Annotated in this window: 16 protein-coding genes and 1 pseudogene; 5 read left to right on the forward strand and 12 right to left on the reverse strand. The window is 66.0% G+C overall.

Annotated features, from left to right (window positions below; genetic code table 11):
• Position 1: 1 nt before the first annotated feature.
• The gene (tssB, locus tag ACCQ06_RS21935; RefSeq protein WP_008572540.1) at positions 2-511 is read right to left on the reverse strand and encodes a type VI secretion system contractile sheath small subunit; all 510 of its coding nucleotides are present in this window, start codon (positions 509-511) and stop codon (positions 2-4) included.
• Positions 512-800: 289 nt separating this feature from the next.
• Between tssB and tagK the strand changes: the two are divergent.
• Positions 801-1,459, forward strand: a pseudogene (gene tagK, locus ACCQ06_RS21940) (transcriptional regulator TagK).
• Between the two features lie 285 nt (positions 1,460-1,744).
• Here tagK and ACCQ06_RS21945 read toward each other — a convergent pair.
• The 4 genes from ACCQ06_RS21945 to ACCQ06_RS21960 form a co-directional block, all read right to left on the reverse strand.
• Positions 1,745-2,191 (reverse strand): universal stress protein, encoded by a 447-nt coding sequence (locus ACCQ06_RS21945; protein WP_228323742.1) that lies wholly within the window; start codon positions 2,189-2,191, stop codon positions 1,745-1,747.
• A gap of 190 nt (positions 2,192-2,381) precedes the next feature.
• On the reverse strand, positions 2,382-2,963 hold the full coding sequence (locus tag ACCQ06_RS21950) for a sugar O-acetyltransferase (protein WP_228323771.1): 582 nt from the start codon (positions 2,961-2,963) through the stop codon (positions 2,382-2,384).
• A gap of 204 nt (positions 2,964-3,167) precedes the next feature.
• A complete protein-coding gene (gene uvrD / locus ACCQ06_RS21955; protein ID WP_316689321.1) occupies positions 3,168-5,354 on the reverse strand; it encodes a DNA helicase II in 2,187 nt (728 codons plus the stop codon).
• 162 nt (positions 5,355-5,516) lie between these two features.
• Positions 5,517-6,911: an FAD/NAD(P)-binding protein gene (locus ACCQ06_RS21960; protein WP_316689322.1), complete on the reverse strand. Its 1,395-nt coding sequence runs from the start codon at positions 6,909-6,911 to the stop codon at positions 5,517-5,519.
• A 170-nt stretch (positions 6,912-7,081) separates the two neighbouring features.
• Here ACCQ06_RS21960 and ACCQ06_RS21965 point away from each other — a divergent pair, with 170 nt between their 5' ends.
• On the forward strand, positions 7,082-7,474 hold the full coding sequence (locus tag ACCQ06_RS21965) for a VOC family protein (protein WP_104615132.1): 393 nt from the start codon (positions 7,082-7,084) through the stop codon (positions 7,472-7,474).
• Positions 7,475-7,484: 10 nt separating this feature from the next.
• Here ACCQ06_RS21965 and cls read toward each other — a convergent pair whose 3' ends face one another.
• Complete coding sequence (gene cls, locus ACCQ06_RS21970; protein WP_228323738.1) at positions 7,485-8,903, reverse strand: cardiolipin synthase; 1,419 nt, start codon at positions 8,901-8,903, stop codon at positions 7,485-7,487.
• A gap of 13 nt (positions 8,904-8,916) precedes the next feature.
• Positions 8,917-10,227 carry a LysR family transcriptional regulator gene (locus tag ACCQ06_RS21975; protein ID WP_316689323.1) on the reverse strand — a complete coding sequence of 437 codons (1,311 nt, stop codon included), beginning with the start codon at positions 10,225-10,227 and terminating at the stop codon, positions 8,917-8,919.
• A gap of 101 nt (positions 10,228-10,328) precedes the next feature.
• Between ACCQ06_RS21975 and ACCQ06_RS21980 the strand changes: the two genes are divergently transcribed.
• The 3 genes from ACCQ06_RS21980 to ACCQ06_RS21990 all read left to right on the forward strand — a co-directional run bounded on the left by ACCQ06_RS21980 (position 10,329) and on the right by ACCQ06_RS21990 (position 13,638).
• On the forward strand, positions 10,329-11,000 hold the full coding sequence (locus ACCQ06_RS21980; RefSeq protein ID WP_316689324.1) for a 4-carboxy-4-hydroxy-2-oxoadipate aldolase/oxaloacetate decarboxylase: 672 nt from the start codon (positions 10,329-10,331) through the stop codon (positions 10,998-11,000).
• Positions 10,993-12,048 (forward strand): 4-oxalomesaconate tautomerase, encoded by a 1,056-nt coding sequence (locus ACCQ06_RS21985; RefSeq protein ID WP_316689325.1) that lies wholly within the window; start codon positions 10,993-10,995, stop codon positions 12,046-12,048. The genes ACCQ06_RS21980 and ACCQ06_RS21985 overlap by 8 nt, the downstream gene beginning before the upstream one ends.
• A gap of 567 nt (positions 12,049-12,615) precedes the next feature.
• Positions 12,616-13,638, forward strand: coding sequence for an amidohydrolase family protein (locus ACCQ06_RS21990; RefSeq protein ID WP_228323734.1), 1,023 nt, complete (start codon positions 12,616-12,618; stop codon positions 13,636-13,638).
• Positions 13,639-13,968: 330 nt separating this feature from the next.
• Here ACCQ06_RS21990 and rpmG read toward each other — a convergent pair whose 3' ends face one another.
• From rpmG to ACCQ06_RS22015, 5 genes are all read right to left on the reverse strand, one after another.
• The gene (gene rpmG, locus ACCQ06_RS21995) at positions 13,969-14,136 is read right to left on the reverse strand and encodes a 50S ribosomal protein L33 (protein ID WP_002809462.1); all 168 of its coding nucleotides are present in this window, start codon (positions 14,134-14,136) and stop codon (positions 13,969-13,971) included.
• A gap of 13 nt (positions 14,137-14,149) precedes the next feature.
• Positions 14,150-14,386, reverse strand: coding sequence for a 50S ribosomal protein L28 (rpmB, locus tag ACCQ06_RS22000; protein WP_002809459.1), 237 nt, complete (start codon positions 14,384-14,386; stop codon positions 14,150-14,152).
• 231 nt (positions 14,387-14,617) lie between these two features.
• Positions 14,618-15,217 (reverse strand): cation transporter, encoded by a 600-nt coding sequence (locus ACCQ06_RS22005; protein ID WP_316689426.1) that lies wholly within the window; start codon positions 15,215-15,217, stop codon positions 14,618-14,620.
• 46 nt (positions 15,218-15,263) lie between these two features.
• Positions 15,264-18,479, reverse strand: a complete 3,216-nt coding sequence (locus ACCQ06_RS22010) for an efflux RND transporter permease subunit (protein WP_316689428.1) — start codon at positions 18,477-18,479, stop codon at positions 15,264-15,266.
• Between the two features lie 141 nt (positions 18,480-18,620).
• Positions 18,621-19,910: an efflux RND transporter periplasmic adaptor subunit gene (locus ACCQ06_RS22015; protein WP_316689430.1), complete on the reverse strand. Its 1,290-nt coding sequence runs from the start codon at positions 19,908-19,910 to the stop codon at positions 18,621-18,623.
• Between the last annotated feature and the right edge of the window lie 137 nt (positions 19,911-20,047).

Here is a 20,047-nt window from a genome sequence, read left to right on the forward strand (position 1 = left end):
GTCAGGCTCCTTCCGGCTCGGAGGCAGGCTTGGCCGCCGACACCAGGGACTGCAGCAACGCCGGGTCGCGGATGGCATTGGCAATCAGCTGCTCGGCGCCGGCCTTGCCGTCCATATAGGTGTCCAGGTTAGCCAACTGCGTGCGTGCTTCGAGCAACTTGGCCAGCGGCGCGACCTTGCGCGCGATGGCGGCCGGGGAAAAGTCGTCCATGCTTTCGAAGGTGATGTCCACCGCCAGCTCGCCTTCGCCGGTGAGCGTGTTGGGCACCTTGAACTGCGCACGCGGGCGCATCGACTGCAGGCGGCTATCGAAGTTGTCGACGTCGATCTCCAATGCTTTGCGCTCGTCCAGCGAAGGCAGTTCGCCGGCGTTGGCACCGGACAGGTCCGACATCACTCCCATCACGAACGGAATCTGCACTTTCTTCTGCGCGCCGTAGACCTCTACGTCGTATTCGATCTGCACGCGTGGCGCCCGATTGCGGGCGATGAACTTCTGACTGCTGGCCATGCCTGATCTCCGATTGAGCTTGCCCGTTGCGCCAACGTGCGGGGCACGTGCGCTGCCTTGTGGCCTGGATATCGCCGGCCCGGCCGATCGCCTGGAGCCTGCGTGCGACGCCGGTGCTGCGGGCTTCCCCGCAACTGCCGCACCACGCGGACCAAAGCGACAGGCCGTGCGATGACGCTCTTCAGCGTTGCGGCGAGTCTAGGAATGGCCCTGCGCGCTCACCCGACAAATCGTCTCAATCATGCCGATGCGTGATGCGCGGCCGACTTCGTGAAAGAGGCGTGATGGGTTGGCGATGCTTTTTTCGGTTGATCAAAGGACAGGCCCCGGGGAGTGGGCCGCAGGCAGTACCGCATGAGCATCAGCTACTACAGCGCCATCGCGCCGCAAGCGTCCTCGACCATGCAGGCGCATGCGCCGCTGATGATCGATCTGCTGGCCTATATCGAGCAGCACATCAGTGAGGCCGAGCTCGGCACCGAGTCGTTGCAACAGGCGTTCGCGCTGTCGCGGGCGTCGTTGTATCGGCTGTTCCAGTCGCGTGGCGGCGTCGCCAGTTATATCCGCGAGCAGCGCCTGTGCACCGCGCACCGCTATCTGCAGGCGTATCCGGAGTGCAGCCTCACCTGGTTGCTGTACGAAATGGGGTTTGCCTCGGAGCGGCAGTTCCAGCGCGCCTTCCAGCAGCGCTTCGGCATGCCGCCGATGCAGTGGCGCCGCCAATGCCGCGCCACGCCGCACGCACCGGCGCCGCGCCGCGGCCACTACATGCCGATGTGGCGCTTCATGCGCGAGCTTGGCCAGGACGCACAACCCGAGTACGCATCGATCCGCAGCGGCGCGGTCACACCCACCCATGGCTCCCCGCTGGTGCACGCCGAAGCATTGCGCCGGCTCGCCCGACCGGCACCACGCTTTGCGGCGCAGACGGAGCCGATAAAGGGCTAAGCACGGTGGGTTGCGTAGGAGCGCACCTGGGCGCGACGGGCTTCACCGGGACGCCCCATCGCGCCCAGGGGCGCTCCTACAAAAGCGTGCATGCATCAGACTGCACGTCCATTCATCGTGTTCTTGTCTGCCTCGTGCACACCGGAGACTATAAACACTACGTAGGAGCGCACCTGGGCGCGACTGGCCTTACCGGGAACGCTCCATCGCGCCCGGGTGCGCTGCTACGTGTGACAACCCGATGGGACGTCTGCATGCCTGCTCATCAACAACTTAATATCGGCCTCAACGAATCACCAGCACCGGAATCGTGCTGTGCGTGAGCACTTCCACGGTCTGGCTGCCGAGCAGCATGCGGCGCACGCCACGTCGCCCATGCGAGGTCATGATGATGAGATCGCTTCTGCATTCCTCTGCGATCTGCACGATGCCCTCGGCGGCGAAGCGGTCCAGCACATGCCGCGAGGTGGCCTTGATGTTTGCAGCTATCGCCAGCTCCAGTGCAGGACGCAGAATCTTTTCGGCAGCGGCTTCGCGCTCGGCGCGATATTCCGGGCTCGCCTCGTACCCCACGCTCCAGCCCATCGCGTCGTACATGCCCATCGCCCACGGCTCGGACACGGTGACGATGTCGACCTTGGCACCGGTCGCCTTGGCCAATTCCAGTCCCTGAAACAAGCCGCGATGCGACAGCTCGGATGCATCGATGGCGATGAGAATACGTTTGTACATGGTGACCTCCTGCAAGGGTGGCAGTGCTGCCGTTGGCTGGTGCCGGATTTACGATGACAGGTGCGGGTGATGGCTGCCTTGATGTGGATCAATGCTGCAATTGCTGGCGTGGCGACTCATGGTGTTTTTGCTCCTACGTGCACTGCATGCACGATCGATCACATCGCACGCAACGCGTCTTTCACTGCGCTCAATCCGTCGCTGCGGCATCCGGATCAGGCCGCATCTCGCGCACACGCGCCGGATTGCCCACTGCCGTGGCACCTGCGGGGACATCGCGGGTGACCACCGCGCCTGCGCCGATCAACGCATCGTCGCCAATGCTCACGCTCGGCAGGATGATCGCGCCGCCACCAATCCACACGTTGCACCCAATGCGAATCGGGCGTCCAAATTCCAGACCGCTGGCACGGCCGGCCGCATCGCGTGGATGGTCGGCAGCGTAAAGCTGGACGCCAGGGCCGATCTGCGTGCCAGCGCCAATGCTGACCTCGCAAATATCCAGAATCACACAATTGAAATTGAGAAAGACACCGGCACCCAGACGGATGTTGTAGCCGTAGTCGCAATGAAATGGCGGGCGGATCACCGCGCCCGCGCCCACCTCGGCCAACCGCTCGCACAAGAGCGCGTGCCGCTGCTCAGCCGTCTGCAGGCCAGCTGCGTTGTAACGCGCCATCCACTCGGCAGCGGCCGCCTGATCGGCCTGCAACGCTTCATCGGCAGCGTTGTACAGCTCGCCTGCGAGCATTTTCTGTTTTTCGGTGTGCATCGGGCCGTGTGTCTTCATGCAGTCGGTTCGACCGCAGCGTGTCACGAATGCTGTGGCGAATGCATCGGGCAGCGCACAACGGCGCGATACGGTGCTGGAACGGCCTGGACACGAAGATGACGCTCCGTCACCGCGCCCCACCCTCATCCGGAACTGCGCGCCGCACCTGCCTGCAGGAAGAAGAGAAAGCGCGCCATCGCCTAGCTACATCACCGTCAGATTCGCGTACGCCATCACCAGCCATTTGGCGCCTACCTCGTCGAACTGCACCTGCACGCGCGCATGCGCACCGTTGCCTTCGTAATCGACGACCACGCCGCCGCCGAAGGTAGGATGCTCGACATTGGCGCCGAGTTTGATCGGCGCGGTCTCCACGATTCCGTGCACCTGCCCGCCACGTGCTGCGCCCAACGAGGCGGTGCGCGAAACCTGCACCTTGGGGCGCACTTCGTTCAGCAGCTCGCGCGGGATCTCGCGCAAGAACCGCGATGGGACGTTGTAGTTGTCCTGGCCGTGGATACGGCGCGATTCGGCGTAGCACAGCACCAGCTTCTGCCGTGCGCGGGTGATGCCCACATACGCCAGACGCCGTTCTTCTTCCAGCCGGCCGCTTTCTTCCAGCGACCGCGAACTCGGAAACAAGCCATCTTCCAGGCCGACCAGAAACACGATCGGAAACTCCAGACCCTTGGCCGAATGCAGCGTCATCAACTGCACGCCTTCTTCGCCGGCCTGCGCCTGGCCTTCGCCGGCTTCCAGCGAGGCGTACGCCAGAAACGCAACCAGCTCGGTCATGCCCTGGCTGTCTTCGTCGTCCGGCCGGGTGAAGCGCGAGGCCACCGACACCAGTTCGTCCAGGTTCTCGGTACGCGATTCCGAATCCAGCCCGCTGCGGCTTTCCTTGGCCCAATGCTCGCGCAAGCCCGAGCGCATCAGCACGTGGTCGATGCGTTCGGCCAGCTCCATCTGCCCGGTTTCGGCATGCAACTGGCCGACCAGGCTCAGGAAGGTCGCCAAGGCATTGCGCGCACGCGCAGCCAGGCTGTTTTCCTGCGTGGCCAGCATTGCCGCTTCCCACAACGACAACGCATTGGCGCGTGCCAGCCGGCGCACTTCGTCCAGCGTGCGGTCGCCGATACCACGCGTGGGCGTATTGACCGCGCGTTCGAAGGCGGCATCGTCGCTGCGGTTGGTGAGCAGGCGCAGGTAGGCCAGCGCATCCTTGATTTCGGCGCGCTCGAAAAAGCGCATGCCGCCATACACGCGGTACGGCAATTGCTCGGAAATCAGCGCTTCTTCCAGCGCGCGCGATTGCGCATTACTGCGATACAGCACCGCCACTTCGCCGTAGCTGCCGCCATCGCGCACCCACTGGCGCGCACGCTCCACCGCATAGCGCGCCTCGTCCACCTCGTTGTAGGCCGCGTACAGATCGATCGGGTCGCCATCGCCGGAATCGGTCCACAGCTGCTTGCCGATACGGTACGGGTTATGCGCGATCACCGCATTGGCCGCGCCAAGGATATTGGCGCTGGAACGGTAGTTCTGCTCCAGCCGCACCGTTTGCGCGCCGGGGAAATCCTTGAGGAACTTCTGCACGTTCTCGACCTTGGCACCGCGCCAGCCATAGATCGCCTGGTCGTCGTCGCCGACCACGAACACATGCCCGGTCTCGCCGGCCAGCACGCGCACGAAGGCGTACTGGATGGCGTTGGTGTCCTGGAACTCGTCCACCAGAATTTCGCGAAAGCGTGCCCGGTAATGCGCCAGCAATGCCGGGGTGTCGCGCAGCAGTTCGTGCGCGCGCAGCAGCAGCTCGGCGAAATCCAGCAGCCCGGAGCGGTCGCAACGTTCCTGATAGGCCGCATACACCTGCCGGCGCACCTCGGTCCAATCGTCGTTGGGCTCGGGCTGGATATGCTGCGGGCGGCGGCCTTCGTCCTTCTGCTCGTTGATCCACCAGCTCATCTGCTTGGGCGGATACTTGCTCTCGTCCAGCTCCAGCGACTGCACCACGCGCTTGACCAGCCGCAGCTGGTCGTCGCTGTCCATGACCTGGAAGCCTTCGGGCAGCCGCGCGTCCTGCCAATGCAGGCGCAACAGCCGATGCGCCAGCCCATGGAAGGTGCCGATCCACATCCCGCGGCTGCCGTTACGCAGCTGCAGGTCGGTGCGGTGACGCATCTCGCCGGCGGCCTTGTTGGTGAAGGTCACCGCAAAGATGCCGTGGTTGGGCACGCCCTGGACTTCGTTGAGCCAGGCGATGCGATGGATCAGCACGCGCGTCTTGCCGGAGCCGGCGCCGGCCAGCACGAGGTAATGCCCCGGCGGCGCGGAAACGGCCTCGCGCTGGGCGGGGTTTAAATGATCGAGCAAATGAGAGACATCCACCGGCGCATTTTACCGGTTGTGACGTCGCTGCGGCTGAGATTGCGATGAAGCGGTTGGAATTGCGAGGCTTCGCACGCACCCTCATCCGCCCCTACGGGGCACCTTCTCCCGATGGGAGAAGGGAACAACACCCGGCTCCCGTTGAATTTCGGGGCCGATCGATCAGCGCCGCAGCAGCATCAGCACGTCGCGCGCAATCGTCTTAGCCTGTTCGCGAAGCTCCGGCACTGCCAGGCTTTCCCACAACGAACCGATCCGCAGGCTGCCGATCACCCGCAGACGCGGGTTCGCGTGGCCGTTGGCATCGATCAGGCTGGCATCGGCAGCGGTATCCACGCCGATGCCGTGCGGGCCGGCCATCGCAATGCCCTGCCCCAGCAACTGCTGCAACAACGGGTTACGCATCGCCTGTACGCGCATTTCCACGCCCGTGGCATTGACCAGGGTCTGCACATCCAGCTGCAACGCATGCCCGGCACTGGCGGCGCCGGCACTCACGCGCACGCATGCACCTACCTCGAAGGCCACATCCAGCCGCGCGCGATGCACCTGCAGTTGCCCACGCGCCTGCATCGCCTGCAACTGCGCATGCACCGGCGCAGCGATGCGATGCCGGTGCACATCCCAATAGCGCACCACATGCCGCAGGAAACGGCGTTGATCGGCCGCCGACAAGGTCTGCCACAAGGCCTGACTCAATGGTCGGATGCGTTCCATCACGCTCTGCCACGGCAACCCCTGCGCCAGCGCCACGCCGGCGTGCTGGCGCAACGCACGCATGCGTGCGCGCAACGGCAGCGCAAGCAGCGGTTGCGGGTCGAAGTCTGCGGCGGCGCCATGCGCATGCGGCAAGGGCAGCAGACCATGCCGCGACACCACATGCACCGCGCCGCGATGTGCCTGCGCGGCCAGCGTCACCACGGTATCGGCCATGCTCAGCCCCGAACCGACGATGCACACGGCAGCGTCGTGCGGTAGCGCGGCCACCGCCTCGGTATCCCAGGCTTCCACCCGTTGCGCCGCCGACAGGCCGGTGGCACCACGCAACGGCAACGGGCGCAGCGCATTACCGACCGCCAACACCACGGCGGCGGCCTGCACGGTGTGTCCGTCATCCAGCTGCAACAGCGCGCCGTCTGCGTTGGGCTGCAGGGTCTGCACACGTGCGGTGCGCACGCGCAAGGTCGCAGGGCTGGTTGCACGCGCGGCCTGCAGACGATCGCGCAGGTACGGGGCGTAATGCCTGCGCCCGACACACTGTTGCGGCAGCTGCGCGTCGTCCAGCTCCGGGCAGCATGCGTGCGTGCGCAGATAGTCGACAAAATCCTGCGGCGCATCGGCCAGCGCGCTCATGCGCGCGGCGGGCACGTTCAACAGATGCTCGGGGCGTGCGGTGGCATACGCCACGCCCTCGCCCAGCACCGGGTGCGGCTCGATCAACACGATCCGCAGCGGCGTGGTTGCCTGATGCAGCAGCTGCAATGCCACCAGCACGCCGGAAGCGCCGCCTCCGACGATGGCGATCGCTGCAACGCCGGGATCACGCGATGTGTTCATTGCCGCATTGTAGGCGATGGCTGCACCAGACCCCTCGGTCACCGCACCCCTTGGCTGCGCAGGCGCGTCGCCAGCCGCTCCAAGGGGCGGAGCGGTTGCCACCCGTCTCGGCATCAGAATACGTACGATCAGCCGCGCACGCTCGGCAAACGCCGCGGGAGGCCCACAGGATGTCCATCGCATTGGTCAGGCGCATCATCTATGTCCGCGAGGTCGCCGTGGCCAAGGCGTTCTACCAGACCCACTTCGCGCCTCCGGTCATCGAGGAGATTACCGATCAGTGGGTCGTGCTGGCGGCGGGCCAGATCGAACTGGCGCTGCACCTGATGGGCGACAGGGACCGACAGCAGCCGTCATCGCCCGCATCCAACGGGGCACCGACGGCAGGTTCGACCACCAAGTTGGTGTTCGCCATCGCCTCCGATCTGGCCGCCCATCGCGAGCAACTGCGCAGCGCAGGCGTGCGTGTGGATGAACTCAAACGCGATGCGGGCTTCGCTTACCAGATGTACGACGGCCGCGACCCGGAGGGAAACGTGTTCCAGGTGATGCGCCCGGACTGACCGCAGGCTACTACATCAACGCATCGGCCAGCCGCGCGATGCCTTCGCGACTGCGTCGCCAGGCCGGACGGCGCTGCCACTGCGCCAGATCCAGCTGCCGCGCGTGGGCCAGATAGTCTTGTTCGATGTCCCGCAGCCGCTGCACCACGGTGCGGTCGTAGCACACCATGCCGATCTCGGCGTTGAGCGCAAACGAGCGGATATCCAGATTGATCGAGCCCACCAGCGCAATGTCGTCGTCCACGCTCAGGTGCTTGGCATGCAGGAAGTGCGGGCGGTACAGCGCAATCTTTACTCCACAGCGCAGCAGTTCGTCGAAATACGCATCTTGTGCCCACGCCGCCAGCCGCTGGTTGTTGCGCTCGGACAGGATCAGCTGCACATCCACGCCCGACACTGCGGCGATGCGCAAGGCGCTCAGCAAGGCTTCGTCCGGCACGAAGTACGGCGTCACCAGCACCACTCTTCGTCGTGCCAGATGGATCATCGCATTGATCGCATCGCGCGCATTTTCGAACGGATACGCCGGCCCGCTGGGCAATAACTGGGTGGCGATATTGGCCTCGCAGACAGGCGCATCCGGCCAGACATCCAGGCGCTGCCCGGTTTCGGTGAACCAGTCGCTGGCGAACACCGCTTCCAGATGATTGACCACCGGCCCGCGCACGCGCGCCACCAGCTCGCGATTGGGCACGCCATCGATAAAGCCGGCGTCGGCCAGATTCTGCGAACCGACAAAGCCCACCTGGTTGTCGACCACCGCAATCTTGCGGTGATTGCGCAGATCCATGCGCCCGCTGCGACGCCAGCGCAACCCACCGGGCAGCACGGCCAGCACCTCGATGCCATCGGCCTGCAAGCGCTTGCGATAACGCCGCAGGCCGCGCTTGGCGCCTACCGCATCGAGCAGCACGCGGCAGCGCACGCCACGCGCGCTTGCCCGCTGTAGCGCCGCCACCACCGCATCGCCCACTGCATCGTCGAACATCAGGTAATACAGCAGATGCACGCGTTTTTCGGCGGCATCGATGGCGGCGATCAGGGACTGCAGCGACTGCGCGTAGTCGTCGAGCAATTCCACCGCATTGCCTAAGGTGGGCATGAAGTCGCCCTGCCGTTCGATCAGCGGCACCACCTCGGCACTGCTGCTGTCGGCCTGCGGCGTCCAGCGCAGCGCATGCAAGGGCAACTGCTGCTCGCGGATCACCTGCGAGGCGGTCGCCTGCCGCTCCACGCGCAGCCGCGACACCCACGGTTGGCCGAGCAACAGATACAGCGGCAGCCCGACCACCGGCACAAAGCCGATCAACAACAGCCAGCTGCGCGCCGCACCAGGCGTGGTGCGGCTGGGAATCCAGAGCAGCGCCACCAGGCGGATCGCCCAGTCCAGTGCCAGCAGCCAGGTGCCTTGCGACCAGTCGGGCAGCATCAGCGCTCCATTCTCATGAGGAAGCCGATTCTGACCCGGCTGCGCGTAAACGCAACGGCGCGGTGCCCATCGGCTGGAGGCAATGGCGAAACGGGCCGGCATCTGCCGCCGCCGGATGCACGCGCTCGGCGCACACCTGCCGCAGCGTCTGCACGAAGGCGGTCTGCGCGCGCGTGGGGTGCCAGTCGCTGCGCGTGGTCATGCCGATCTGCCGACGCAAGCGCGGCCCGGCGCTGCCGATCTCGCGCAACAGGCCGGCGCGGCGCTCGAACAGGAACTGGTCGCGCGACATCAGGGTCAGCCAATCGTCTTCCAGCAACAGGCCGCGCACGGTCAGCTCGGCGCCGCATTCGATGCGTAGCGGCGGCGGCTCCAGCTGCCGGTCGCGGAACATGCGCTCCCAGCGCTCGCGCACCGGCGTGCCCGCCGCGGCCATCACCCAGGGGTAGTCGAGCAGCTGCGCAAAGGGGTACGCCTTACCCGCCAACGGGTGCCCGCTGCGGGCCACGATCACCGGCTCGTCGTCGAACAGCGGCTCCTGCAGCACGTCGCGCACCGGCAGCGGGTCGCGTAATGCACCGATCAGCAAATCCAGCCCGCCCTCGCGCAGATGCGCCAGCAACTCCGCATACGGACCTTCCACCACGCCGATGCTGGCAGCCGGGTGCGCACGCGCAAACCGCGCCAACGCCTGCGGCAACAGGATCGCCCGCGCCAGCGGCATCACCCCCACCACCACCCGCCCGGCATGCTGCGAGCGCAGCGCGGCCACTTCATCGAGCGCTGCACGTATCTCCGCCAGCGCCAGCCGCACCTGCCGCAGCAACCGCTCCGCCACCGGCGTGGGCTGCATCGCCTTGCCGCGGCGCACGGTCAGCGGCACCTCGATCACATCGGCCAGCGCCTGCACCGCGCGGTAGACCGCCGGCTGCGACACGCCCAGCTGCACCCCCGCCAGCGAATAGCTGCCTGCCACGTCCACCGCCACCAGCGCCTGCAGCTGGCCCAACGAGACCCGTCGCTCCAGACCGGGGCGCGCCGGAAGCCGCAGCGCACGCCGCGCCACCCGGATGCCACGCCCCAGATGCGCCAGGGCGCGCTCGATCCGCGGCACCACCAGCTGGGTGGCTTCGGTGGCGGCCATCCCGCCCGGCTGCCGCTCGAACAGCCGCACACCCAGCTGCTGTTCCAGGCGCGCCACCGCCTGGGTCAAGGCCGGCTGCGACAGATTCACCTGCGGCGCAGCCGCGCTGATGCTGCCCAGCCGGTGCACCACGACCAGGGCATACAGATGACGCAGGTTCGGCTCGGGCGTCGGCGGCATGCTCTAACTATAAGCAAAATCAATACGCATACCTCAAATGAATCTTGAGCTGATTGACTCTTGCCGCTCAGACTTGGGGCAACACTAACGAGGACGGATGGATGAGCCAGGTCGTCACCCAGGTTGCGCGCACCCCGATCGCCCTCGTGGACGGGCTGGCACCGGCCGGCGTAGCCACCGTGCACGAGGCGCAGGGCCGCAGCGGCCTGTTGCACCACCGGCTGCGCCCGATCTACGCCGGCTGCCGCATCGCCGGCACCGCGATCACGGTGTCGTTACCGCCGGGCGACAACTGGATGATGCATGTGGCCATCGAACAGCTGCAGCCCGGCGACGTGCTGGTGGTGGCGCCCACCAGCGACTGCTGCGACGGCTACTTCGGCGATCTGCTGGCCACCTCGGCACAGGCGCGCGGCTGCCGCGGGCTGATCATCGATGCCGGCGTGCGCGACGTGCGCGACCTCACCGCCATGCAGTTCCCTGCGTGGAGCCGCGCCATCTGCGCGCAAGGCACCATCAAGGAGACGCTGGGCTCGGTCAACGTACCGCTGGTCTGCGCCGGGCAACTGATCCAGCCCGGCGATGTGGTGGTGGCCGACGACGATGGCGTGTGCGTGGTGCCGTGCGCCACTGCGGCCGCCGTGCTGGCCGAAGCGCAGGCCCGCGAAGCGCGCGAACTGATCAAGCGCGAACGTCTGGCGCGCGGCGAACTGGGCCTGGATCTCTACGCCATGCGCGAGCGCCTGGCGGCCAAGGGGCTGCGTTATGTCTGAGCAGGTGCGCGCGATGTGGATGCGCGGCGGCACCTCCAAGGGCGGCTTTTTTCTCGCCGACGACTTGCCCGCCGACACTGCAGCACGCGATGCCTTGCTGCTGCGTGCCTTCGGCTCGCCGGACCTGCGCCAGATCGACGGCATGGGTGGCGCCGACCCGCTCACCTCCAAGGTCGCGGTGGTGTCGCGCTCCACACGCGCCGATGCCGATGTGGACTATTTGTTCTTACAGGTGGCGGTCGAGCAGGCGCAGGTCAGCGATGCGCAGAATTGCGGCAACATGCTGGCCGGCGTGGCGCCCTTCGCGCTGGAGCGCGGCCTGCTGCCCACGCGCGACGGGCAGACCGACGTGCGCATCTTCATGCGCAACACCGGCACCCTGGCAACGGCCACCGTGCGCACGCCCGGCGGCCGGGTCACGTATGCGGGCGATGCGCGCATCGACGGCGTGCCGGGCACTGCCGCCCCAATTGCGTTGGCATTCGCCGAGATCGCAGGTTCCTCCTGCGGCGCGCTGTTGCCCACCGGGCGCGCCGTGGACATGCTCGATGGCGTGGCGGTGACGCTGATCGACAACGGCATGCCATGCGTGGTGCTGCGCGCTGCCGATGTCGGGATCAGCGGGTATGAAGACCGTGCCACGCTGGATGCGGATGACGCACTCAAAGCACGGCTGGAATCCATTCGCCTGCAGGCCGGCCCGGTGATGCAGTTGGGCGATGTCAGTGCAGCGACAGTGCCGAAGATGATGCTGGTGGCCGCACCGCGCAACGGTGGCGCGATCAGCGTGCGCTCGTTCATCCCGCACCGCTGCCATGCCTCGATCGGCGTGCTCGGCGCTGTCACCGTCGCCACCGCGTGCCTGCTGCCGGAGTCGCCCGCGCACGCGCTGGCGCAGCTGCCCGGCGGCAACATCCAGCAGGTGGACGTGGAGCACCCCAGCGGCATGACCGGCTGCGTCATCGAACGCGATGCACATGGCGCAGTGGTGCGCGCCGCGGTGGTCAGGACGGCACGCAAATTGTTCGATGGGGTGTTGTTTGGGTAAGCACTGCCAGTCTCGGGCTGTGTTGCCAGCGTCAGGCTGGTTCGAGCAGGGGGATGGTGGTGCGCGCCCTGCACACGTCCGATCGTCGATGTGCTGCCCGGTGTCGTCTGCGTTGTCATGCAAGCGCGTGTGCTTGCGCCGCTGCGGATCGCACATCGGCGCAACGTCCCGTGACATCTCGGTAACGCGTTGCCGGCCGGGAATATGCCAGGCAGGTGCGTGGCAAACGGGGAGCAGCACCTGCAGCGGATCGAGTGCCGGTCGCGCCCCGGTGCGCTCCTACGTGGTGGGCGCGTCGGGCGGCCTGGGGTGCAGCTTGAAGCGGGAAACGACGCACGTGCAGCGGCATGCACGTACTGATGCAGTGCCGTCGAATCGCCGCGCACCGCGACAAACGCATTCCGGAGACGCCGTGGTGGAGGGCGATAACGATGGCACACCCGCTCAGAGACTGCGTGCGACTGGCGGCTGGGCAGACGCACACGCAGCAGTGGCTGCTGTCACACGCTGCACGCCTTCACCCGAACGCATCCGACGGATCCGACCCGCACTTCAACGAGCATCGCCATGATCATCGACTGCCACGGCCATTACACCACCGCACCCGCTACACACGATGCGTTTCGCAAGGCGCAGATTGCGCATTACACCGACGCAAATCTGCCGGCACCGGTGTATCCGCACATCTCCGATGATCAGCTGCGCGACAGCATCGAGCAGCATCAATTGCGCCTGCTGCGCGAGCGCGGTGCGGACATGACGATTTTTTCGCCACGTGCCAGCACCATGGCGCACCACATCGGCAACGAAGCCGTGAGCCAGGTATGGACGCGGCATTGCAACGACCTCATCGGCCGCGTGGTGCAGCTGTATCCGCACAGCTTTATCGGCGTGTGCCAGCTGCCGCAGTCGCCGGGTGTGTCGATCGCGCACTCGATCCAGGAGCTGGAACGCTGCGTCACCGAGCTCGGATTTGTCGGCTGCAATCTCAATCCAGACCCATCCGGTGGCCACTGGACCGGCCTGCCGTTGACCGATCGCGCCTGGTACCCGTTCTTCGAAAAAATGGTCGAGCTGGATGTGCCGGCAATGGTGCACGTGTCCGGCAGTTGCAACGCCAATTTCCACGCCACCGGCGCGCATTACCTCAACGCCGATACCACCGCCTTCATGCAGTTTCTGGAAGGCGACTTGTTCGCCGATTTTCCGCAGCTGCGCTTCATCATCCCGCACGGCGGTGGCGCCGTACCGTATCACTGGGGTCGCTTCCGCGGCCTGGCCGACATGTTGGGCAAGCCGCCGCTATCCACACACGTGATGCGCAACGTGTTCTTCGACACCTGCGTGTATCACCAGCCCGGGATCGACTTGCTGTTCGAGGTGATCGACATCGACAACATCCTGTTCGGCTCGGAAATGGTCGGCGCGGTGCGTGGCATCGACCCGCAGACAGGGCATTATTTCGACGACACCAAACGCTATATCGATGCACTGGCGATCTCCGATGCAGACAAGCGCAAGGTGTTCGAAGGCAACGCGCGACGCGTGTATCCACGCCTGGACGCGCAATTGCGCGCGCGTGGGCTCTAGCGATTCCTTCTCCCAGCGGGAGAAGGTGCCCCGACGGGGCGGATGAGGGGCGACGCAGAGAGTGTCACCGCCTGCGATATCAAACGCGTCGCCACGCGCCTACAGAAATGAAACGCCACCAGTTCGCCCTTCACCCTCTGCCGCAGGGGGGAAACGAATGCAGCCAACCAAACTGCATCCCAACGTTTGCAGGGCGCAACACAACCCGTGCATCAACGTTGGCCGATCAAACGCGTTACGGCAGTCGAGCACGGCGCGATCGATTCCCCAAACGCAAACACCCGCCTTTCGGCGGGTGTTTGCTTGGATGCAGATCGCGTAATCGGTGGATTACTTGATCTTGCCTTCCTTGTACATCACGTGCTTACGCACGACGGGGTCGTACTTCATCATTTCCATCTTCCCCGGAGTGTTTTTCTTGTTCTTATCCGTGGTGTAGAAGTGGCCGGTAGCGGCCGAGGAAATCATACGAATCTTGTCACGCTTGCCTTTTGCCATGACTGCTTACTCCTCAGACCTTTTCGCCGCGCGCACGCAGCTCTTTCAGAACGGCATCAATCCCGTTCTTGTCGATGGTGCGCAATGCATGCGCGGAGACACGGAGCTTCACCCAGCGGTTTTCGCTGGCGACCCAGAAACGGCGCTCGTGCAGGTTAGGCAGGAAGCGACGACGGGTTCTGTTGTTTGCGTGGGAGACGTTGTTACCCGTCTGCACACGCTTGCCGGACACTTGGCATACGCGGGACATTACGCACCTCGATAAATGAATTGCCACCCATAGCCTGGGGAGCGGCGGCCCCGACAGCATCAAGCTGCCACGCAACGTTGGGAATCAAGAACTTACGCTGGAACCGGCCGGCAACCCCATCGCGCTGGGTGCCGCCATCCGGAGCGATCCGGGCACAGCGAGCCGCGCATTATGCACGGCAATTCCTTGTATCGCAAGCACTTACAGCGAGCCCGCGTGCGCAGGCGTCGATCAGCCGCCCCCGGCCTGCGCCATCGCAGAGGCCTGGTGCAACTCCGCCAAGGCTGCATGCGCCACCTGCCAGGCCGAGCGCAGGAACAGCAGCAGCAACGCCACCGCGATCACCAGGTCGGGCCAACCGCTGCCGAACGCCCACACCGCCGCACTGGCAGCCAGCACCGCAATGCCCTCGTAGACATCGTTGCGCGAGCAGGCCCACGCCGACGCCAGATTGATGTCGCCGTTGCGGTACGGCCACAGCAGGCGCAGGCATGCCAGATTGGCGGCAACGTTCAGCGCCGCCACCACGCCCATGCTCTGGAACAACGGCAACTGCGGGTGAGCCAGTTTCCAGCCGATTTCCGCCGCCACCGCCAGCGCCGCCAGCAGGATCAACCCGGCCTTGAGCAAGGCCACCCGCGCCTTGGCCGCCAGGCTGGCGCCCACCACCGCCAGGCTCAGTGCGTACGTGAGCGCATCGCCCAGATTATCCAGGCTGCCGGACAGCAGCGAGGCGGCGCCACTGTGCAGCGCAACTGCCAGCATCAGCGCAAAGGCGCCGACATTGATCGCCAACACCCACCAAAGCACGCGCCGCTGACGGGCCTGCATCGCTGCAACATCCCAAGTGTCTTGCTACACCCGCAACAGGACTTGCTCATGCGTCGCCCCCGCGTGGCGTTGCCGCGACAACAGCTCTGGATCGCCCTGATCGCTCCCGATGCAGCCACCGATACAGCACCGGCAACACCAGCAAGGTGAGCAAGGTGGACGAGACGATGCCGCCGATCACCACTGTCGCCAGCGGGCGCTGCACCTCTGCACCGGCGCCAACATTGAAGGCCATCGGCACGAAGCCCAGCGCGGCAACCAGCGCGGTCATCAACACCGGCCGCAGGCGCGACAATGCGCCTTCGCGCAGGGCCTGCTCCAACGGCATGCCGTCGGCGCGCAAGCCACGGATGAAGGCGATCATCACCAAGCCGTTGAGCACCGCCACGCCCGACAACGCGATGAAGCCGACACCGGCCGAGATCGACAACGCCAACCCACGCATGGCCAAGGCCACCACGCCACCGGTCAGCGCCAACGGCACGCCGCTGAACACCACCACCGCATCGCGCAACGAACCGAACGACCAGTACAGCAGCGCGAAGATCAGCAACAAGGTGCCCGGCACCACCCAGGCCAGGCGCTGGCCGGCAGAGATCAGTTGCTCGAAGGTGCCGCCGTAGCCGATCCAGTAACCGGTGGGCAAGGCGACCTCCGCCTGCACACGTTGCTGCACCTCCGCCACGAAACCGCCCAGATCGCGGTCGCGCACGTTGGCGGTGATGACGATGCGGCGCTTGCCGTCTTCGCGATTGATCTGGTTCGGGCCGAGCACGGTCTGGATCTTGGCGACCTCACGCAGCGGCACGGTGGTCGGCTCGCCGCTGCGCCAGCCGGCCGCGCGGCTGGATTCGTCGGCATCGGCGCGCTCGCCATCGCCGCGCAGCGGAATCGGCAGATCCGCCAAGGCGGCCGGGTCCTGACGCAGGCTCTCCGGCAGCCGTACCACGATGTCGAAACGGCGGTCGCCTTCGAACAATTGCCCGGCCTCCTGCCCGCCCACCGCAGCGGCCACGGTGTCCTGCACCACACCGGGATTGAGCCCGTAGCCGGCCAGTGCTGCGCGATCGGGCACCACCGCCAGCATCGGCAGGCCGGTGGCCTGTTCCAGGCTGACATCGGCTGCGCCGGGCACGCTGCTGGCGATCTCCTGCACGCGCTGCCCCACTTTCACCAGGGTTTCCAGATCGTCGCCGTAGACCTTGATCGCCACATCCGCACGCACGCCGGAAATCAGCTCGTTCATGCGCATCTGGATCGGCTGGGTGAACTCGTAGTTGTTGCCCGGCAGTTGCTTCACCGCCGCTTCGATCTCGGCCACCAACTGCGCCTTGGGCTTGCGCGGGTCCGGCCATTGCGCACGCGGATGCATGATCAAGAACGTATCGGCCACCGATGGCGGCATCGGGTCGGTGGCCACTTCGGCGGTGCCGAGCTTGCCGAACACATGCGCCACTTCAGGAAATTGCTTGATGCGTTTTTCCAGGGTGGATTGCATGGTGATGGCTTGTTCCAGGCTGGTGCCGGGAATGCGCAAGGCATGCAGGGCGACATCGCCTTCATCCAGATTGGGGATGAATTCGCTGCCCAGCCGTGTGGATAGCACCGCACACAGCGCCACCGTGGTCAGCGCCGCAATGCCGACCCAGCGCCCGTGCCGCAGCGCGCCATCCAGCAAGGGCGCATACACCCCGCGCGCCCAGCGCATTGCGCGGTTTTCATGCTCGGCGACCTTGCCGCCGAGCAGCAAGGCGATCGCCGCCGGCACGAAGGTCAGCGACAACAGCATCGCTCCGCTCAGCGCCAGCACCACGGTAATGGCCATCGGGTGGAACATCTTGCCTTCGATGCCGGTGAGCGCGAACACCGGCAGATACACCGCGGTGATGATGCCCAGGCCGAACAGGCTGGGACGGATCACCTCGGCGGTGGCCTCGGCGGTGAGTGCGAAGCGTTCATCGCGATCGAGCACACGCCCCAGCCGCAGCTGCGCTTCGCCGAAGCGACGCAGGCAGTTCTCCACGATGATCACCGCACCATCGACGATCAAGCCGAAATCCAGCGCACCCAGACTCATCAGATTGCCGGACACGCCACCGCGCACCATGCCGGTGAGGGTGAACAACATCGCCAACGGAATCACCGCCGCAGTGATCAATGCCGCACGCACATTGCCCAGCAGCAGGAACAACACCACGATCACCAACAAGGCGCCTTCGATCAGGTTCTTGGCGACGGTGACGATGGTGCGGTCGACCAACGCGGTGCGGTCGTACACCGGCACCGCCTGCACGCCGGCCGGCAAGCTGGCGTTGGCCACTTTCAGGCGCTCGGCGGCCGCTTGCGACACCGTGCGGCTATTGGCGCCGACCAGCATGAACACCGTGCCGAGCACCACTTCGGTGCCGTCCTGCGTGGCGGCCCCGGTGCGCAACTCGCGGCCTTCGCCCACCTGCGCCACATCGCGTACCCGGATCGGCACGCCTTCGCGGCGATCCAGCACGATCGCGCCGATCTGCGCGATGTCATCCACCTGCCCAGGCACGCGCACCAGAAACTGCTGCCCGTTCCGTTCGATATAGCCGGCACCGATGTTGCGATTATTCGCTTCTACCGCCTGCGCCACGTCATCCAGCGTAAAGCCCAACGCGACCAGGCGCGCCGGATCGGGCGTGATATGGATCTGCCGCGCATAGCCGCCGATGGTGTTGACCTCGGTGACGCCGGGCACATTACGCAACTGCGGCCGCACCACCCAATCCTGCAGGGTGCGCAGATCGGTCGCCGTCCACGCGGTACCGTCGGATTTGCGCGCATTGGGCTTGGCCTCCACGGTGTACATGAAGATCTCGCCCAGGCCGGTAGCGATCGGCCCCAGTTGCGGCTCAAGCTCGGCCGGTAACTGCGATTTGACCTGCTGCAAACGCTCGGCCACCTGCTGCCGCGCAAAGTACAGATCGGTGCCATCGGCAAACACGGCGGTCACCTGCGACAAACCATAGCGCGACAGCGAGCGCGTCGACTCCAACCCCGGCAATCCCGCCAGCACCGTCTCCAACGGAAACGTCACCCGCTGCTCCGACTCCAGCGGCGAATACCCCGGCGCTGCGGTATTGACCTGCACCTGCACATTGGTGATGTCCGGCGTGGCATCGATCGGCAAGCGCGAAAAACTCCACGCCCCGATCGCGATCAATACCCCCGTGAGCGCCAGCATCAACCACCGCTGCGCGATCGCAAACCGAATGATGTTGGTCAGCATGACACCCACCTCCACGCACGATGATCGAGGAGATCGCCGCACCCGTGCTTACCGGGAGCGTCGCTTAAAAGCGCACAAGAGAAGAGTCGCTCCCAAGCACGCACATGCGGTCGGCGTCGAATCAAACCGGAAACACGCTGATCAATGATCATGCGATGCCCCCGACTTCTCGATGTCGGCCTTCACCAGATAACTCTGCTCCACCACCACCGTGTCGCCCGGCGACACGCCCGAAACCAGCTCCACCTGCTGCGCGTCGCGCGCGCCCAACGTCACCGGCCGCGCCTCGTACACATCGCCCACGCGCACAAACACCACATCCCAGTCGCGAAACTGCTGCAACGCTCCCACCGGCACCACCATCGCGGCCGGCTGCTGCGCGACCGTCACCCGCGCCTTCACTGCCGAGCCTGGTCGCCAGGACCCGTCGGTATTGCGCAACACCGCGCGTGCCACCGTGCTCTGGCTGGCCGTGGCCGTGCCCGGCAACACGCGCTCCAGGACGGTTTGCGCCACCACGCCATCGCTGATGCGCGTCACCGTCACCGGCGCGCCGGCGGCGATATGCCCGGCGTCGGCGCCGAAGATGTGCAGATCCACCCACAGGCTCGACAGATCCGCGATCTCGAACAGCGATTGGCCCTCACCCGCGTTGCTGCCCAGGCTGGCGTGACGCGCCAGCACGGTGCCGCTGATCGGCGCGGTGACCGAGTAGGTGGTCAGGCTGAGATTGCTCTCCACCGTGGCCAGCACCTGGCCCGCACGCACCTGATCGCCGACGTTGACGCGCAAGCTGCGTACCGGCCCGGGAAAGCGCGCGGTCGCCTGCGCCTGCGCACCTTCTGCCGGCGTCAGCAGGCCTTGCACTTCGTGCTGATCGGCGATGCTGCCGGCCCCCACCGGCGCCACGCGGATGCCGGCGTCCTGCGCAATCTTGGCGGCGATCGTGGTGCGGCCTTCGTAGCTGGAATAGGTCCAGCGATGCGTCTTGCCCTGCACGCTGGCGCGCACTTCCACATCGAACGAATGCGGCTCGCCCACTTCGCTGGCGGCCAGCAGGCTTCCGTCGGCCTGCGCACGCAGCGGATAGGTGTCGACCTTGCCCCCCAGCCGCGTGGTCTTGACCTCCACGCTGCCGGCGCTGGCCGGCACTGGTTTGCCATCGCGATACAGCCAGGCCTGGAACGTCGGCGGGCGGCCGTCTTCGGCAATCGCAAGCTCTACGCTGTCGCCGTCCTGGCTGAGCAGCCGGCCACCGTGTTTGCCTTTGGCCTCGTCGGCGTGCTCGGCACTGCCGCCCTCCTCGGCACCGCCACCCTCTTCGGCATGGCCGGCCTCGCTGCCTGCATGGCCGTGGGCGTCTTCATCGGCGCGGCCGCAACCGCCGAGCAACAGCGCCAGCAGCAGCGGCGCAAAAATGTATGGCGTCATCGAACGAGATCCTTTGGAATGCCGGCGCACTGCGCCGAACGATGCAGCGAGTGAGGTGCGGCACGGCGGCTGCGGCTGCGTGCGCGTAGAGGTGCCCGCGTGGGTAGCGTCTGCGGTGCAGGTTACGGCTAGCGGTG

It is taken from the genome of Xanthomonas sp. NCPPB 4467 (assembly GCF_041475665.2).
In the GTDB taxonomy this organism is placed as follows: Bacteria; Pseudomonadota; Gammaproteobacteria; order Xanthomonadales; family Xanthomonadaceae; genus Xanthomonas; species Xanthomonas dyei.

Excerpts from the sequence above, each read along its gene's own strand:
- tssB (WP_008572540.1), bottom strand. The coding sequence starts at position 511 with ATGGCCAGCAGTCAGAAGTTCATCGCCCGCAATCGGGCGCCACGCGTG.
- ACCQ06_RS21945 (WP_228323742.1), bottom strand. The coding sequence starts at position 2,191 with ATGTACAAACGTATTCTCATCGCCATCGATGCATCCGAGCTGTCGCAT.
- ACCQ06_RS21950 (WP_228323771.1), bottom strand. The coding sequence starts at position 2,963 with ATGCACACCGAAAAACAGAAAATGCTCGCAGGCGAGCTGTACAACGCT.
- ACCQ06_RS21960 (WP_316689322.1), bottom strand. The coding sequence starts at position 6,911 with ATGAACACATCGCGTGATCCCGGCGTTGCAGCGATCGCCATCGTCGGA.
- ACCQ06_RS21965 (WP_104615132.1), top strand. The coding sequence starts at position 7,082 with ATGTCCATCGCATTGGTCAGGCGCATCATCTATGTCCGCGAGGTCGCC.
- cls (WP_228323738.1), bottom strand. The coding sequence starts at position 8,903 with ATGCTGCCCGACTGGTCGCAAGGCACCTGGCTGCTGGCACTGGACTGG.
- ACCQ06_RS21975 (WP_316689323.1), bottom strand. The coding sequence starts at position 10,227 with ATGCCGCCGACGCCCGAGCCGAACCTGCGTCATCTGTATGCCCTGGTC.
- ACCQ06_RS21980 (WP_316689324.1), top strand. The coding sequence starts at position 10,329 with ATGAGCCAGGTCGTCACCCAGGTTGCGCGCACCCCGATCGCCCTCGTG.
- ACCQ06_RS21985 (WP_316689325.1), top strand. The coding sequence starts at position 10,993 with ATGTCTGAGCAGGTGCGCGCGATGTGGATGCGCGGCGGCACCTCCAAG.
- ACCQ06_RS21990 (WP_228323734.1), top strand. The coding sequence starts at position 12,616 with ATGATCATCGACTGCCACGGCCATTACACCACCGCACCCGCTACACAC.
- rpmG (WP_002809462.1), bottom strand. The coding sequence starts at position 14,136 with ATGGCAAAAGGCAAGCGTGACAAGATTCGTATGATTTCCTCGGCCGCT.
- rpmB (WP_002809459.1), bottom strand. The coding sequence starts at position 14,386 with ATGTCCCGCGTATGCCAAGTGTCCGGCAAGCGTGTGCAGACGGGTAAC.
- ACCQ06_RS22005 (WP_316689426.1), bottom strand. The coding sequence starts at position 15,217 with ATGCAGGCCCGTCAGCGGCGCGTGCTTTGGTGGGTGTTGGCGATCAAT.
- ACCQ06_RS22010 (WP_316689428.1), bottom strand. The coding sequence starts at position 18,479 with ATGCTGACCAACATCATTCGGTTTGCGATCGCGCAGCGGTGGTTGATG.
- ACCQ06_RS22015 (WP_316689430.1), bottom strand. The coding sequence starts at position 19,910 with ATGACGCCATACATTTTTGCGCCGCTGCTGCTGGCGCTGTTGCTCGGC.